The 15,683-nt window shown below is 48.1% G+C and carries 15 protein-coding genes; 9 read left to right on the top strand and 6 right to left on the bottom strand.

What is annotated here, in order from left to right; genetic code table 11:
• Nucleotides 1-79: 79 nt before the first annotated feature.
• On the top strand, nt 80-772 hold the full coding sequence (locus ACXN9U_RS14815) for an aspartate/glutamate racemase family protein (protein ID WP_060964369.1): 693 nt from the start codon (nt 80-82) through the stop codon (nt 770-772).
• A 48-nt stretch (nt 773-820) separates the two neighbouring features.
• On the opposite strand, the gene uraH is transcribed toward ACXN9U_RS14815, so the two are convergent.
• From uraH to pucR, 5 genes are all read right to left on the bottom strand, one after another.
• Nucleotides 821-1,168: a hydroxyisourate hydrolase gene (gene uraH, locus ACXN9U_RS14810; protein ID WP_060964370.1), complete on the bottom strand. Its 348-nt coding sequence runs from the start codon at nt 1,166-1,168 to the stop codon at nt 821-823.
• A complete protein-coding gene (pucL, locus tag ACXN9U_RS14805) occupies nt 1,168-2,652 on the bottom strand; it encodes a factor-independent urate hydroxylase (RefSeq protein WP_060964371.1) in 1,485 nt (494 codons plus the stop codon). The genes uraH and pucL overlap by 1 nt, the downstream gene beginning before the upstream one ends.
• Nucleotides 2,653-2,664: 12 nt before the next feature.
• Nucleotides 2,665-3,957 (bottom strand): nucleobase:cation symporter-2 family protein, encoded by a 1,293-nt coding sequence (locus ACXN9U_RS14800; RefSeq protein WP_060964372.1) that lies wholly within the window; start codon nt 3,955-3,957, stop codon nt 2,665-2,667.
• Between the two features lie 5 nt (nt 3,958-3,962).
• On the bottom strand, nt 3,963-5,312 hold the full coding sequence (locus ACXN9U_RS14795) for a nucleobase:cation symporter-2 family protein (RefSeq protein ID WP_060964373.1): 1,350 nt from the start codon (nt 5,310-5,312) through the stop codon (nt 3,963-3,965).
• Nucleotides 5,313-5,456: 144 nt separating this feature from the next.
• A complete protein-coding gene (gene pucR, locus ACXN9U_RS14790) occupies nt 5,457-7,052 on the bottom strand; it encodes a purine catabolism transcriptional regulator PucR (protein WP_060964374.1) in 1,596 nt (531 codons plus the stop codon).
• A gap of 174 nt (nt 7,053-7,226) precedes the next feature.
• Here pucR and ACXN9U_RS14785 point away from each other — a divergent pair, with 174 nt between their 5' ends.
• The 6 genes from ACXN9U_RS14785 (at nt 7,227) to yunB (ending at nt 13,051) form a co-directional block, all read left to right on the top strand.
• Complete coding sequence (locus tag ACXN9U_RS14785) at nt 7,227-8,570, top strand: allantoinase (protein WP_060964375.1); 1,344 nt, start codon at nt 7,227-7,229, stop codon at nt 8,568-8,570.
• A gap of 99 nt (nt 8,571-8,669) precedes the next feature.
• The gene (locus ACXN9U_RS14780) at nt 8,670-9,023 is read left to right on the top strand and encodes a YunG family protein (RefSeq protein ID WP_060964376.1); all 354 of its coding nucleotides are present in this window, start codon (nt 8,670-8,672) and stop codon (nt 9,021-9,023) included.
• A 26-nt stretch (nt 9,024-9,049) separates the two neighbouring features.
• A complete protein-coding gene (locus ACXN9U_RS14775) occupies nt 9,050-9,901 on the top strand; it encodes a DUF72 domain-containing protein (RefSeq protein WP_060964377.1) in 852 nt (283 codons plus the stop codon).
• A 19-nt stretch (nt 9,902-9,920) separates the two neighbouring features.
• Nucleotides 9,921-10,742: a sulfite exporter TauE/SafE family protein gene (locus ACXN9U_RS14770; RefSeq protein ID WP_016938058.1), complete on the top strand. Its 822-nt coding sequence runs from the start codon at nt 9,921-9,923 to the stop codon at nt 10,740-10,742.
• A gap of 17 nt (nt 10,743-10,759) precedes the next feature.
• Entirely contained in the window at nt 10,760-12,154 is a 1,395-nt protein-coding gene (locus ACXN9U_RS14765; protein WP_489201831.1) for a bifunctional metallophosphatase/5'-nucleotidase, read from the top strand.
• A 138-nt stretch (nt 12,155-12,292) separates the two neighbouring features.
• Complete coding sequence (yunB, locus tag ACXN9U_RS14760) at nt 12,293-13,051, top strand: sporulation protein YunB (RefSeq protein ID WP_076982791.1); 759 nt, start codon at nt 12,293-12,295, stop codon at nt 13,049-13,051.
• 37 nt (nt 13,052-13,088) lie between these two features.
• Here yunB and lytH read toward each other — a convergent pair whose 3' ends face one another.
• Entirely contained in the window at nt 13,089-14,066 is a 978-nt protein-coding gene (lytH, locus tag ACXN9U_RS14755) for an L-Ala--D-Glu endopeptidase (protein WP_060964379.1), read from the bottom strand.
• A gap of 202 nt (nt 14,067-14,268) precedes the next feature.
• Here lytH and lipA point away from each other — a divergent pair, with 202 nt between their 5' ends.
• Entirely contained in the window at nt 14,269-15,165 is an 897-nt protein-coding gene (gene lipA / locus ACXN9U_RS14750; RefSeq protein ID WP_003151923.1) for a lipoyl synthase, read from the top strand.
• 218 nt (nt 15,166-15,383) lie between these two features.
• Nucleotides 15,384-15,659 carry a YutD family protein gene (locus tag ACXN9U_RS14745; RefSeq protein WP_060964380.1) on the top strand — a complete coding sequence of 92 codons (276 nt, stop codon included), beginning with the start codon at nt 15,384-15,386 and terminating at the stop codon, nt 15,657-15,659.
• The last annotated feature ends 24 nt before the right edge of the window (nt 15,660-15,683 follow it).

Raw genomic sequence — 15,683 nt, 5'->3', positions numbered from 1 at the left:
GAAAAATAAATAATTGTATAAGACTAATCAATACTTTAGAATAATTGATTATATTCTGAAAAAATTCAGGAGTGGTGATATGAAAACGATCGGCCTTATTGGCGGAATGAGCTGGGAATCTTCGGCTGAATATTATCGAATGATCAATGAGGAGATAAAAAAGAAACTAGGAGGGCTGCATTCTGCAAAATGCGTTTTGTACAGTGTCGATTTTAAGGAGATTGAACACTATCAGTCTGAAGGGGCTTGGGATAAGGCGGGTGCAGCTTTAGGGGAAGCTGCGAGATCATTAGAAAAAGCCGGTGCAGATTTTATCGTCATATGTACAAATACCATGCATAAAGTGATTGGCTATATTCAGAAAATGATCACCATCCCTATTTTACATATTGCAGATGCAACTGCCGATCAAATCACGAGACAAGGTATTCGTTCAGTAGGTTTACTTGGAACGAAGTATACGATGGAACAAGATTTTTATAAATCACGTATTGAGTCTCACAATATCAATGTCATTGTGCCTGCTGATGTGGAAAGAGAAGTAATCAATCATATTATTTATCAGGAGCTGTGTTTAGGCGAAATCAAACAGTCGTCTAAAACCATGTATAAGAAGATTATCAATCATTTGGTGGATCGAGGTGCGGAAGGGATTATTCTCGGATGTACTGAAATTGGATTATTAGTAAAAGCCGAGGATTCTGAAGTGCCATTATTTGATACGGCTTTCATTCATGCACAAACAGCAGTGAATACATCTCTTTCCTTGTAGCTGTGAATGCTGCCATGGAGAAGCCCGCCTCACCGGTGGGCTTCCTTTTTAACTTCCCCTATACACCTGATAACCAAACGGTGACAGCAAAAGCGGGATATGATAATGCGCATCTGACTCTGCAATGTGAAACCTGACGGTGACGATGGTTAAAAACGGCTGAGCGGCTGCGTTCACGTTTTTACTCGCGAAATAGTCCCCTGCATGAAACTCCATCACATAATCTCCGGACACCAGCTCTTCACCTGCGAGAAGCGGGGCATCGACTCTGCCGTCAGCGTTGGTGTATGCCTCTTTCCTAAAGCCTCCGCCGCCCAGCCGCTTCAATTCAATTTTTACGTTCGCCGCGGGTTTGCCGCAGGTTAAATCCAAGATATGGGTCGTCAGCTTTCCCATCAGGCTTTCAGGCTCCCTAAGGCTTCATCGGCTTTCTGTTTTTCTTTCTCGGCGTCTTCTCTTGTCACGGTAAAGCGCTGGAAGCCGAATGGCGGGCGCGGTTCGGTGTAGACTTTTCCTTTGGACCCCGGAATTTCTTCCACGACTGTGTCCCATGTGTGATTTTGAGATTGGAAGCTGACATCAGTGAGCTGCGGGAATCTCGTTAAAATTCTGCAGCCGATATGATAAATTAAATTTTGGATTGAAGGGGTTTCAAGCTCGTGAAATACGGCGCTCGCCAAGTCGCGGACTTGTTCAGCGGCGACGTAGCGGGCTGGATCAGAAGCGTATGCGTCATTTGTGTTTTCATAATGCCAGCCGATGTTTAGATGGACAAACAGCGGGCGGTTGCCGTCTTCGGGGAGAGTCGTATATTCGTCGCGAATAAAGCCGACGAAGGAGTTGCCGCTCACCTTGACGAGCTGAAGATCTATGATTTCACTGTATTGCTCCTTAATCGTTATGGTATCCCCGGTTCGTTCCGCTTTCAGCACAGACCGAGCCCGTTCATTGCGCGATCTTCTGAAAACGAGCTGGCTTGTGCGGAGCTCTTGCGCCTCGTATGCGGGCATTGCTTCAAATGGAATTTCTTCGCCTGTCAGAGTAATCGTGTCCATATGAGAATACGTATTTAAAAATCGGTGAGCCACATCGTGTAAGAACCCCTCAATTGTTGTCCCTTCATAGGAAGCGAGATGGCGCTGAATAAAGTTTTTCATTGAGTCTGTAGCCACAACGAGGGTGTTATCCCCGTCTATAAATGACGGCAGGAAGGCGTCTCCGCCAATTTCACATGTCACATCAACGCCGACAACGGTATTGTCTCTCCCTGAAAAAGATGACTCTGGGATTTGTTTGACTCCAGTGAGCGGCTTTAAAAACGTTCGGTAGGCAAATACATTTCCTTTGCCGTAAGACATGGTTCTTTTCATTTGCGTCTCTCCTTTTTCAGTTATGATATCCGCCAGCCGAAAGCGGGCGATGCGGTAAATTTCGATAAGGGCTTGCTGGAACTCGGTTTCCTGTTCGTTCTCGAGCCTTTTCACTAGGGCCCGGTGAATGTCCTGTTTCGTCTTTCCCTTTACCGCTAAAATAAAAGGAAAGCCGAAGCGCTCATCATAATGTTCATTCAGCTTGAGAAATTCCTCGTATTCCTCTTGTTCAAGTTTGCTGAGCCCTGCGTTTCGCTGCTCGCTTACTGAGGCATCACTCATTATGTTCTTTGTTCCGAGTCTGGGATGCTTGTTGATTAAATCAAGCTGCGTCTGGCGGTCCGCGGCTCTTACAATGCCGGCCATTTTGCGGTGAAGGTCAGAAAGGGAAGAAAACGGGCGTAATTCCGCAGCTTCCTCCGCAATCCATGAAGAGTGTTCGAAAATAGATCCCAGCGTGTCTGTCAGTGTGTGTCTTTCCATTTGATTCAGGTCATCCATAGTGAACATTGGCATCTTCCTTTACGTTTTTATTTCAGCGTGATCCGGCTGTTTGGTATGAAAAAAAGCGTGCAATGCAATGGCCGTCAAACTGCCGATCACAATTCCGCTTCCTGCTAAAACTGAAGCCGCTCCCGGAAGTGATGAAAACAACGCGGGAACTGTCGTTGCGCCAAGCCCTAAGCTGACGGAAGCGGCAATAATCAGCAGATTGCCTTGCGAGTCGAGATCAACGCTGGAAAGCATTTTGATCCCGTAAGAAATGACCATGCCGAACATGACGGTCATCGCACCGCCGAGAACTGGGGTTGGAATCACTGTTGTCAGTGCAGCTGCTTTTGGAACCAGTCCGATTGCCATCAGCATCATTCCCGTGACGGCGATGACGTTGACACTTTTCATTTTTGACAGCTGGACAATACCGACATTTTGCGAGAAAGCTGTATAAGGAAATGCGTTAAATAAGCCGCCAAGTACGATTGCAAGGCCTTCCGCCCGGTAGCCCTTTTCCAGATCCTTCTCTGACAGCCTGCGGTTTGTGATATCGGCAAGCGCAAAGTAAACACCTGTCGATTCGACCAGACTGACAATCGCAACGAGAAGCATCGTCACAACAGCCGGCAGCTCAATGGTCGGCATGCCGAAATAAAACAGAGACGGAATATGAAGCCAGGACGCCTCCATGACATCAGAAAAATCGACCTTTCCCATGAAGAATGCGGCCGCTGTACCTGCGATAAGGCCGAGCAAAACCGAAATGGAGCGGATAAAGCCTTTAAAGAAATAAAACAGCAATAAGATAAAAGCCGTAACGCTAAACCCGAGAAGCACGTTGTCCAATGAGCCGAAGTCTTTGCTTCCTTCACCTCCGGCCAGATTATTCATTGCTGTCGGAATCAGGCTGATGCCGATGATCATGACGACTGAGCCGGTCACGACAGGCGGAAAAAAACGGACAAGCTTTCCGAAGAAGCCCGCGGCTAGGACGATAATCAGCCCTGCGGCGATAATGGCGCCATAGATTGCTGAGACACCGTATGTGCTGCCGATGGAAATCATCGGGCCGACCGCGGTAAACGTACATCCGAGCACAACGGGGAGGCCGATGCCGAAAAGCCGGTTTTTCCACAACTGCAAAAGAGTCGCCGCCCCGCACATGAACAAATCGATCGCGATTAAATACGTGAGCTGACCCGGACTCAGCCCGATCGCCGCTCCGACGATCAGCGGAACGAGAATCGCTCCCGCATACATGGCAAGCATATGCTGAAGTCCGAGCACCGCCAGCTGAAAGGCATTTTGCTGTTTCTTCATCTTTTTTACACCTCTTTTTCTAATGCGAGTGTATGATCTAATGCCGGAAGTTCAGTTTTTTGTGTTGTTTTTTCTTTTTTGCCGCGCAGGCTGAAAAATAGATTCAAAAAGATGGCGGTCAGGCTGCCGGTGATGGTGCCGTCACTGACCAGAATTCTGATTGGAGCGGGGAATTCAGCAAAAATCCCGGGGACCGTGCTGGCGCCGATGCCGAGTGCGATTGAGCAGGCGATGGTCAAGAGGTGGTATTGGTTTTTGAGATCCGCTGTGCTGAGCATTTTAACGCCTGAGGCAATCACCATGCCGAACATGACAACGGTTGCGCCGCCAAGTACAGCAGCAGGAACGGCAGAAGCAAGGGCGGCAATCTTCGGTATCAGCCCGAGACAGACAAGGATACAGCCTGCTGTAACGACGATATTTCTTGTTTTGACTTTCGTCAGCTGCAATAAGCCGGCGTTTTGCGCAAAGGTGTTATAAGGAAAGGCGTTGAACAGCCCGCCGATAAGAATGGCGATTCCTTCCGCCCGATAGCCTTTGACAAGATCTTTTTCGATTAAAGATCTGCCGCATATCTTGCCGATTGCGTAGAAAACGCCGGTTGATTCAACGATAATGACCATTCCGACGATCAGCATCGTTAAGATCGGGCCGATTTCAAATGAAGGGGCTCCGAAGTAAAACGGCCTCGGGATTTGGAAGAACGGGGCTTCAGCGACAGCAGAAAAACTGACTTTTCCCATGATCGCTGCTGCCGCTGTCCCGGCGGCGATTCCGATCAGAACGGACAGCGTTCGGGCAAATCCTTTGAGAAAGCGGTTGAGGACTAAGATCAGGACAAGGACGCCGACAGAGAGAAGAAGGTTTTCGAGCGAACCGTATTCGGGGTTGGCGCTGCCGTTTATTTTTTCGCCGCCAGCCATATTTTTCACACCTGCCGGAACAAGTGAAAGCCCGATTAAGGTCACAACGGTTCCTGTTACGACAGGAGGGAATAACACGGTCAGCTTGCCGAAAAAACGCGCAAACAAAAAGATGAACACACCGGCTGTAATGATGGAACCGTAAACCGCGTGAATGCCGTAATTGGCGCCGATTGCGATCATCGGGGTGACGGCTACAAAGGAACTGCCCAGCATGACGGGAAGCCCGATCCCGATGTGTGCGCCGCGCAAGGTTTGCAAAAGCGTCGCGATGCCGCACGTTAACAGGTCAATCGCTAGCAGGTATGACAGCTGTTCAGAGGTTACATTCAGCGCCCTGCCGACAAGCAGGGGCACTAAAATCGCACCTGCATACATGGCCAGCACATGCTGAAGGCCAAGAGAAAACACCGCAAACGATCTTTGTTTCAACATAGTCCCTCCCTGTATGTAAACTTTAGTAACATGATAGCGTGCTGATTTTTGGGTGTCATTGGGTACAGTAGCTGAAAAAGACAGGCATTATTGCTGGAAGTGACGAAAAACGATTTAGTTTGTAAGATTATGTGACGGATGCTAGCTGATCAGCCGCTGCATCCGTAAGGCCAGCCGCAAACGCATCGTCGTTTCAGGATCTTTTAAGCTTTTGCCCAGCAGATCCTCACATTTTTCAAGGCGGTAGATGACCGTATTGCGATGAACGTACAGGCGCTTTGCCGTCTCGGAGATTTGGCAGTGTGTTTCTAAATAGACGGACAGCGTATGAAGCAGGCTTTGATCCTCCTGCTGTTTTTCAGCGAGGCTTTGAAGTGTGGAGTGGTAAAACTTCTTCAAATCCTCAACCGGGAGCAGGCGGAGAAGCTCGGGCACATCTTTCGCGTGATACACCTGGATAAACTCCGTGCTTCTTGACAAATGCCCAGAGTGCAGAGCATCAGAAGCCTCTGTGAAAGCGTCGGGAACGTCAATGAGCTTTTGGCATATATTGCTGATGCCAAAGGAAACCGTCCGCTTAAACTGAGCTCTGACCTGTGTTTGAAACTGCTCTAAAAAGCTGATCACCGAAGCGTGCATTTCATTCCAGCTGTCTGTCGCTTCTATCAGAATAATGCCGACATTTCCTTTTATAAAAAGGTGGGGCGGAAACGGGAAGGCTGATAATTCACCTTCAAGAAAGTCGAAGACACCGTCGGAGGCGAGCTGATTTTCTGTGAAGCTGATCGAATCGTTATTCCGGTCGAGTTTGCCGGCGATGCACATGTATTTTTGATCCCAGCGCAGCTTGAATTCCTTCGCCCGGTTTTTGATTTCATCGTCTGAAGAAAATGTGCGCTCAATAAAATTGCTGAAAAACTCATTGCGCGCACGCCGGCTGAATTGCTTCAGCGCATTTTCCTTCAGCAGTTCAAAGGATATCACGTTGGCCGCTTGCTCAATGGTGAGAATCAATCCTTTGTCGCCGGCCTGCACCATGTCCGGTATCAGCAGGAAGCCGCAGTTTTTTTCATGATTATAAATAGGAAGGACGGAATATGTTTTCTGATCGGAGATTGCGGAAAAACAAGTGAAAAACGGCCCGGATACGGTGTTCAGGACTCTTTTTAGCTTTTCGGTCTCAATTGAGATCTGATGGGACGCAGACAGCATTTTGGCATGCTGGTCCAGAAGCAGCACGGGTATCTGAAGCAGGTCTGAGACCTTTTTGAGGAGAGATTGCAGCCCTTTTCCGCTCATAATGTGGTTTGTGAATTTTTTGTGCGCGTAAATGGCTTGCTGAAGCTCGCTGGAACGCATATCGAGAATACGGCTGAGTGTTGCATTCACAATATCGCCGAGACGGATGTGTTCCGGAAGCTCAATGATCGGAAACGCGTATGAATCGGCCAGTTCGATGATTTCTTTCGGGATATCCTCCAAGTAGCGCTTTGTTTTAATGCCGAGACCCGCGCAGCCGCGTTTTGCCATTTGCCGAATCAATTCAGATAACTGGTCGGGGTGATCCTTCAGGTGATACGCGGTGGTGACGAGCAATTCATTCTTATGCAGGAAGTCTGCGATATCGGGTGCGTCCATCATATTGACATGCTGAACCTCTCTTTCCCCTCCTGCTTTTCCAGCGATTAAATGGGCGTTTTCAAAAGCCGGTATTCTCATCACATCAAAAATATTCATAGCGCATTCTCCTTTTCTATAAAAAGATTGGTTAAGATGAATAATTTTCAATAGGAATTCTAGCGGTTTTGCTGATGTAATACGATTATAGTAGCAGTAAACTGTTGAAAATAGAATGGATTGTGTTACATAAACTGACATGAAAAATCGTCAACCTGACATGGGGGGTTCGGTATGGCTTACGATATGGTAATAAAAGGTGCGAAGGCAGTTACGCCAGATGGTGTGAAGGAAGTTGATATCGCAGTTCAAAACGGTATCATTGCCGAGGTGGGTTCTGTCATTGAAACAAGCGGGGCAGAAATCATCCAAGCAGACGGAAAGTACGTTTTTCCCGGTGCGATAGACTGCCATGTTCATTTCAATGAACCGGGCAGAGAGGACTGGGAGGGGATTGAAACAGGTTCTCAAATGATGGCGGCAGGCGGCTGCACCACCTATTTTGATATGCCGCTCAATTGCATCCCATCAACCGTGACGGCAGAGCATCTACACGCAAAAGCTGAACTCGGCAGGCAAAAATCAGCCGTGGATTTTGCGTTATGGGGCGGCCTGGTGCCCGGCCATATCGAGGACATCCGCCCGATGGCTGAAGCGGGAGCGATCGGATTTAAAGCATTTTTATCAAGATCAGGCACAGATGAGTTCCGCTATGTTGATGAACGGACATTGCTCAAAGGCATGGCAGAAATCGCGGCAACAGGGAAAATCCTCGCTCTTCACGCGGAAAGCGACGCGATCACAAGTTATTTGCAGATGGTTTTGGCCAATGAAGGAAAGGTGGATGCGGATGCGTATGCCGCCTCCCGCCCGGAGGAAGCTGAAGCTGAAGCGGTATATCGCACCATTCAGTATGCGAGGGTGACAGGCTGCCCGGTTCATTTTGTTCATATCAGCACGGCGAAAGCGGTTCGGCTGATCAGAAAGGCGAAACGGGAAGGGCTCGATGTTTCAGTCGAAACATGCCCGCATTATGTCTTGTTCAGCCATGACGATTTACGGGAAAAGGGCTCTGTCGCAAAATGCGCGCCTCCGCTCCGGCCGCGGGAGTCGCAGGAAGCGCTGATCGAGGCGCTCATTGCGGGGCACATTGACATGGTTTCCTCAGACCACTCCCCTTGCCGTCCATCCTTGAAGCGGGAGGATAATCTGTTTTTATCATGGGGCGGAATCAGCGGCGGGCAGTTTACTTTATTAGGGATGCTGGAACTCGCCCTTGAGCATCAGATTCCGTTTGAAACCATCGCTGAATGGACAGCGGCGGCACCTGCGCGGCGATTCGGCCTTCAGAAAAAAGGGCGCCTTGAGGAGGGGTGTGATGCGGATTTTGTGCTCGTCAGCATGGAGCCGTACACTGTCACAAGAGAATCGATGTTTCAAAAGCATAAGCTAAGCCTTTACGAAGGACATACCTTTCCCTCCCGCATTTCGGCTACATACAGCAAAGGCCGGTGCGTGTACAGTGACGGGAAGAAAGCAGAAGAAGGCATTGACGGAGCGCTGGTCGTTCCTTCGTAAGCCCGGCGGATTTTACCGCCGGGTTTTTTTGATTTCCGCCCTGCTTGTTTTTAAAATTTCATCAACGTGGTATCTTTTTATAAAAAGGAGTAAAACACATTGTATGATCAAATCTTGAACCTATTAATGGCATCCTGGTCGCGCAAGTCCAGTACAAAATGGACGGAAGAATGCCCGGCCAAAGGCCAGTGCGGCGTGACGGCTTTAGTCATCCAAGATGTTTACGGCGGTGACATTCTCAAAACAAAAACCGGCACAAGCTGGCATTTTTATAACCGAATAGAAGGGGAGATATATGATTTCACGAGGGGACAGTTTTCGGAGCCGGTCGTCTATCAGCATATCTCTTCTTCCAGAAGTGAGGCATTTTCGGACACCAATGAACATCAATACCGGTATCTGAAAAGTGCATTCAGACAAAACATGGAGACGGAAAGAGAAAAACACCTGTGATAAACTAGAGTGAGAGGTGAAGGAATGTGATTTATATCGGACTGACGGGTTGGGGGGATCATGACAGCATCTATCCGCCTAAAACGGCGGGACCGCAAAAACTGCAGGCGTATTCCTCCCATTTTCCCATCGTTGAGCTGGACGCGAGCTTTTACGCGATACAGCCCGCCCGCAATAACGAGAGGTGGGTCAAAGAGACGCCGGAAACTTTTCAATTTATCATCAAAGCATATCAAGGGATGACGGGCCATCAGCGCGGCGATATTCCTTTTGAAACGAAGGAAGAGATGTTTGAAGCGTTTAAGCTGTCATTGACGCCGTATATAGAGCATGGAAAGCTTGCCATGGTGCTGTTCCAATTCCCGCCGTGGTTTGACTGCAAGAAAGAAAACGTCGCATATTTGAGATGGTGCAGGCGGCAGATGGGTGATATCCCGTGCGCGCTTGAATTCCGCAACAGGTCATGGTTTTCCCCGCCGTTTTACGAGCAGACGCTTTCCTTTATGAAGTCGGAAGGCTGGATTCACACCATATGTGACGAGCCGCAAATCGGCGAGGGCAGCATTCCGGCCGTCCTGAAAGCAACGGATGAAGAAAAAACGCTTGTCCGTTTTCACGGACGGAACAAGCAGGGCTGGGTCAAACCTGACGGCGGGCAAAACTGGCGTGAGGTCAGATATTTATACCGCTATAATAAACAGGAGCTCAAAGATTGGAAAAACAATCTTCAGGAGCTGAAAAAGCAGTCGCGCAATCTGTACGTGCTCTTCAATAATAACTCAGGCGGAGACGCCGCCGACAACGGCCTTGAGATGCTTGAAATGCTAGATATACAATATACCGGGCTTGCTCCGAAGCAGCTTGACCTATTCAGCTAGAAAAGAGGTTTCAAGACACATGTCTTATCTTATTTTAATTATATTAGGATTTATCGCGGGAACGGTCGGCAGCCTGATCGGGCTTGGGGGAGGAATTATTATTGTGCCCGCAATGCTTTATTTAAGCACGATGACTCCGTTTTTCCATGACGTAACACCGCAGACTGCCATCGGCACGTCCCTTTTAGTGATTATATTTACCGGTCTGTCATCAACTCTGGCCTATATGAAATACAAAACCGTTGATTACAAAAGCGGGCTGATCTTTTTTATCGGTTCCGGCCCGGGAAGCATCATCGGCGCGTATTTGTCTAAACTCTTTAATGCGCATACGTTTTCCGTCTGGTTCGGACTTTTTATGATCTTGATTTCTATTACATTAATGCTGAAGGCGAAAGCAAAACCGGTCAATAAAGCGCATAAAGGCATGATCCGGACATTTGAGGATGAATCGGGTGAGCTTTATACATATTCGTACCGTATGTTTACCGGTATCGCGATTGCCTTTTTCGTCGGCTTATTGGGCGGTCTTTTCGGCATTGGCGGCGGCTCTCTTATGGTTCCGGCCATGATGCTGTTATTTTTGTTCCCGCCGAAAGTGGCTGTGGCGACGTCAATGCTCATTATTTTCTTATCCTCCGTGACGGGTTCCGTGTCACATATCGCAGAGGGCCATGTCAATTGGCTGTATGCGCTGTGCCTTATTCCGGGCGCTTGGTTCGGCGGTAAAATGGGCGCGTGGGTCAACAAGCGGGTGCAGACGAAAACAATCGTGCTTTTCATGCGGATCGTCTTGATTTTGATCGGCTGTGAATTGATTTATCAAGGGATATTCAGCTAAAAGGTAGGAGAGATGGTATGTTAGAGAAGCTCCGTTTATATCATACGAATGATTTGCACAGCCATTTCGAAAATTGGCCGAAAATCGTACATTATATTGAGCAGAAGAAAAATGAGCATGAAAAAGACGGGGAGGAAACACTCGTTTTCGACATCGGCGACCATATGGACCGATTTCAAATGATAACGGAAGCGACCTTCGGCAAAGCGAATGTCGACTTGTTAAACCGTCTTGAGATTGATGCGGCCGCCGTCGGGAATAATGAAGGAATTACGCTGCCTCACGATGAACTGGCGGATTTATATAATCATGCCGCGTTTCCCGTCATCGTGTCCAACCTGTTTGACGCGGACGGACAGCGGCCGGAATGGGCCGAGCCATACGTGATCAAAACGCTGAAAAACGGGATGACCGCAGGCATACTCGGCGTCACGGTGCCGTATTATCCCGTCTATCAAAAGCTTGGCTGGACGGTGACGGATGCGGAAAAAAGCATTCAAGAATCGCTTGACGATATCAAGGGAAAAGCGGATATCATCATTCTGCTTTCGCATTTAGGCTTGATCGATGACCGGGCCGCAGCGGAAAAATTCCCCGATATTGATGTCATTCTTGAATCGCATACGCACCACCTTCTTGAGGACGGCCAGGACATAAACGGCGTACTGCTTGCCTGTGCGGAGAAATACGGGAACTATGTCGGCTGTGTCGAGCTGACGATTGAAAGTGAATCAAGAACCATCGTCAGCAAACAGGCATCTGTGCAGAAAATGGCTGATTGGCACGGTGAATCTGAAGATACGGCGGCTTATCTGAAAGAAAAAGAACGGGAAGCGGAAAACCTGCTCTCTGTACAAGTCGCCGATCTGAATGAAGAAGCCGGCGTGAAGTGGTTTGAAGAATCGCCCCTTCCGCTTCTTTTAGCTGAAGCGCTGAAAAGCTGGTGCGGCTGTGAAGTCAGCATGGTGAATTCAGGTGTCATTTTGGGGCCTTTAAGAAAGGGGCCTGTCACAAAGCTTGATCTGCACCGCATCTGCCCGCATCCGATCAATCCGGTCGCCGTGCGTCTTTCAGGCAGGGAACTTCAAGAAACAATCAGCCAGGCTGCCTCTGAAAAAATGGAGCAGCTGCGGATTAAAGGCCTCGGCTTCCGCGGAGAAGTCATGGGCAGGATGGTATATGGCGGAGCAGAGGTGCAGACTGACATCCTTGAAGACGGTGTGACGCACCTCATCAATGTGAAAGTGAACGGAGAAGAGCTTGATCCGGACCGGATATACTCGGTTGCCGTTCTCGACATGTTCACACTAGGCAAGCTGTTCCCTGAGATCCGTGATTCGAAAGAAAAACAATACTTTATGCCGGAGTTTTTAAGAGATCTGCTCGCCTGGAAGCTTGCGCAGCAGCCGTAATGTCAGATGTGTTCGTTCGCCGGTCCATTTCTGCCGCGGGCACTTGAATGAAGGAAAGCGTGACTTTTTAAGAGTAAAAATAAATTACTATGTCCCCTCTTACAAGCATACATTGTGATATGTAAGGGGGGATTTTTCTTGCCTAGATACCGGAGCACTCTTCGCAAGAGAGGGCCTTTGCCTTTTCGGTATGTGCTTCTTCTGTCGTTTGCTTTTTTTATCATATCGACGGTCATCAGCCTTTGGATGATCAACTCCTCAATCAAACCGGTGCTGATGAACATCGGAGAAATGGAAACAAAACGGGTGGCGACAGAGGTCATTACAGAATCCATTGAAGAATACATGTCTCACAGCGACAATGTGAAAGATATGGTCGATATGAAAACGGATGAAAACGGAAAAGTCACAACGATGGATTTTAATACACAAGTGGTCAACAGCATGAAGGCGAAAGTGACAAAGCAGCTTCAGGCTCATCTGAAGGAAGCGGAGTCGAACAATAAGCAGCATGAAACAGAAAAAGGCGCCAAAACGGCCGATGCAATTATGATTAACATCCCTTTAGGGCAGGTCACGGGTAACAGCATTCTTGGGAATCTCGGGCCGAAAATCCCCGTGCGCTTTAACCTGATCGGCGATGCGTTAACTGACGTGAAAACAAAAATAAAGCCGTACGGCATCAACAATGCCCTGATTGATATCAGTATTTTCGTGGAGATTAAAGTGAAGGTGATTATCCCGTTTGCCAGCAAGACATCAGTCGTGACAAATAATATTCCGGTCTCCATTAAAGCCATTCAAGGAGAGGTGCCGCAGTTTTATAACGGAAGTGGCGGATCAGGTGTGACGCCTTCCGTTCAGCTGCCGAATGAAAAAAAGGAGAAAGACAAATAAAGACACACAGCCGCATTCTCTTCTGGCGGCTGTGTGTTTACTTTTTCCTGCGGATTTCTTTCCGTTCCCATGCCCTTAAATGAGGATACGGGTCAAAAGACCATTCCGATCTGCCGTTATCTTTATACATCCCGTAGTGAAGATGCGGCGGAAATTTTCCTGCGGTGCCCGGCGGTCCGTATCCGGAACTGCCGACAGAACCGATCACCTCACCGGGTTTGACGATCTGGCCTTTATGAATGCCTTTTGCAAAGCCGTTCAGGTGAGCGAAGTAGTGATACGTGTTATTGATATCCCTGATGCCGATTCTCCAGCCGCCGAAGCGGTTCCAGCCCTTCATTTCGACAATCCCGTAGCAGGTCGATCTGACGGGGAGCCCGTAATGAGCGAACAGATCCGTTCCTTCGTGAATCCGGCGCCCGCCGAACCCCCGCGCGGCTCCCCAAGTGCTGCGGTAGCTGTAATCCGTCTTTACGGGAAGCGGAAAGGCGTGCTCTCCGAGGTCAAGGCGGCCGAATGTCTTGAACAGTGTCATGAATTCGGTGATAATGCCGACCGTCTGATCACGGCGGTAATAATTCCAGAGGCCGATGCGGATATGGTCAAGATCCGTTCCGAATCCCGCTAAGTACTGTGCAAATGTATAAAGGATATCCTCATCATTGCTTACCTCGGCTTTTCCGTCGCCGTCGCCGTCCAGGCCGATGCCGTCAAATACTTTAATACTGAGGGGCGCATCGTCCTTAGGATTTGGATTTTCAGGCCCGCTCCACAAATGATCCGGAATATAAATGCTGATGATTCCCGCTTTTTCAGGCAGATCCTTTCGGTTCGAGCGGACATTTTCTTCATATTGATCAACCGCTGCAAGCACATACCAAGGAATTTGTGTGACCGCCTCGGCTTTGCGGTACAATTGCATCCGTCCGTCGTAGACAGAAGCCGATTGTTCTTTTCCGCTTGCAGCCGGACAGAAAACGGATAAAAGGAGAAGAGCAGATAACAGAACTTTCACAACATGATCTCCTTTCAGGATTGAATACAAATAGTTTGCGGCAACAATCCGAGAAAATGTAAGTAATTCTCTTCCCTTGTCGAGAAATTTTTCCTATGTTAAAGTGACTTATGAATAGAAATCCGCGAGTTTTATATCCATCGTGAAATAGAAATTTTTCGCACACAAACATGAATAAAGGGATAATGGAGATGATGGGGAAATGGCAAAGAAAGACGAGCATCTGAGAAAGCCGGAATGGCTCAAAATAAAGCTGAACACGAATGAAAACTATACGGGTCTCAAAAAATTAATGCGTGAAAATAATCTGCATACCGTATGTGAAGAAGCAAAATGCCCGAACATCCATGAATGCTGGGCTGTCAGACGTACGGCGACATTCATGATTCTCGGTTCCGTCTGTACGAGAGCATGCCGCTTCTGCGCTGTCAAAACGGGTCTGCCGACTGAGCTGGATCTGCAGGAGCCGGAACGCGTAGCTGATTCGGTTGCGCTGATGAACTTAAAGCACGCCGTTATCACGGCCGTGGCGCGTGATGATCAGAAAGACGGCGGAGCAGGCGTCTTTGCGGAAACGGTCCGGGCGATCCGCAGAAAAAGCCCGTTCACGACGATTGAAGTGCTGCCATCCGATATGGGCGGAAATTACGACAACCTGAAAACATTAATGGATACCCGTCCTGATATTCTGAACCACAACATTGAAACCGTGCGCCGCCTGACACCGAGAGTCCGCGCCCGTGCAACATATGACCGTTCTTTAGAATTCTTGCGACGTGCGAAAGAAATGCAGCCTGACATCCCGACGAAATCAAGCATTATGATCGGTCTCGGCGAAACGAAGGAAGAGATTATTGAAGTGATGGACGACCTGCTTGCGAATAATGTCGACATCATGGCGATCGGCCAATACTTACAGCCATCCAAAAAACATTTAAAGGTTCAAAAATATTATCATCCGGACGAATTTGCCGAACTGAAAGAAATCGCGATGCAAAAAGGCTTCAGCCACTGTGAAGCAGGCCCGCTTGTCCGTTCTTCCTATCATGCGGATGAACAAGTAAACGAAGCGTCTAAAAAACGCCAGGCCCAAGCATAATATAAGCCGAAAAAACCCAAAACGCCGCAGGTTTTGGGTTTTTTGTGATGGAGCCGTTTGAGCCGAAAAAAAGTCATTCTTGAATAAGGACCGTCTGAACCGCTAAACTGGATATAAAAGGGAAAAATCTTCTCCGCAATCCGAAGCGTCTCATTTTGCAATTGATGCACAGAAGTCAATGAATTATGATAGTAAAGAGTGATAAAAGAGGTGAAGACATGATTCTTATTCAAAATGCCGAGTTTGAACTCGTACATGATTTTAAAAACGGCTTTAATGAAGAAGCGTTCAAAGCCCGCTATTCGGACATATTAAATAAATATGATTACATTGTGGGGGACTGGGGATACAGTCAGCTGCGGCTCAAAGGCTTCTTTGATGACCAGAATCAAAAAGCAACCTTTGAAACGAAAATCAGCACATTGGACGAATACATTTACGAATACTGCAATTTCGGCTGCTCGTATTTTGTTCTTAAACGAATCAGAAAATAATTGATGCAGAAGGGGATGCTGTCA

This window comes from Bacillus sp. BACIII (assembly GCF_057836745.1).
This window is presented reverse-complemented; position numbering and strand designations above follow the sequence as displayed.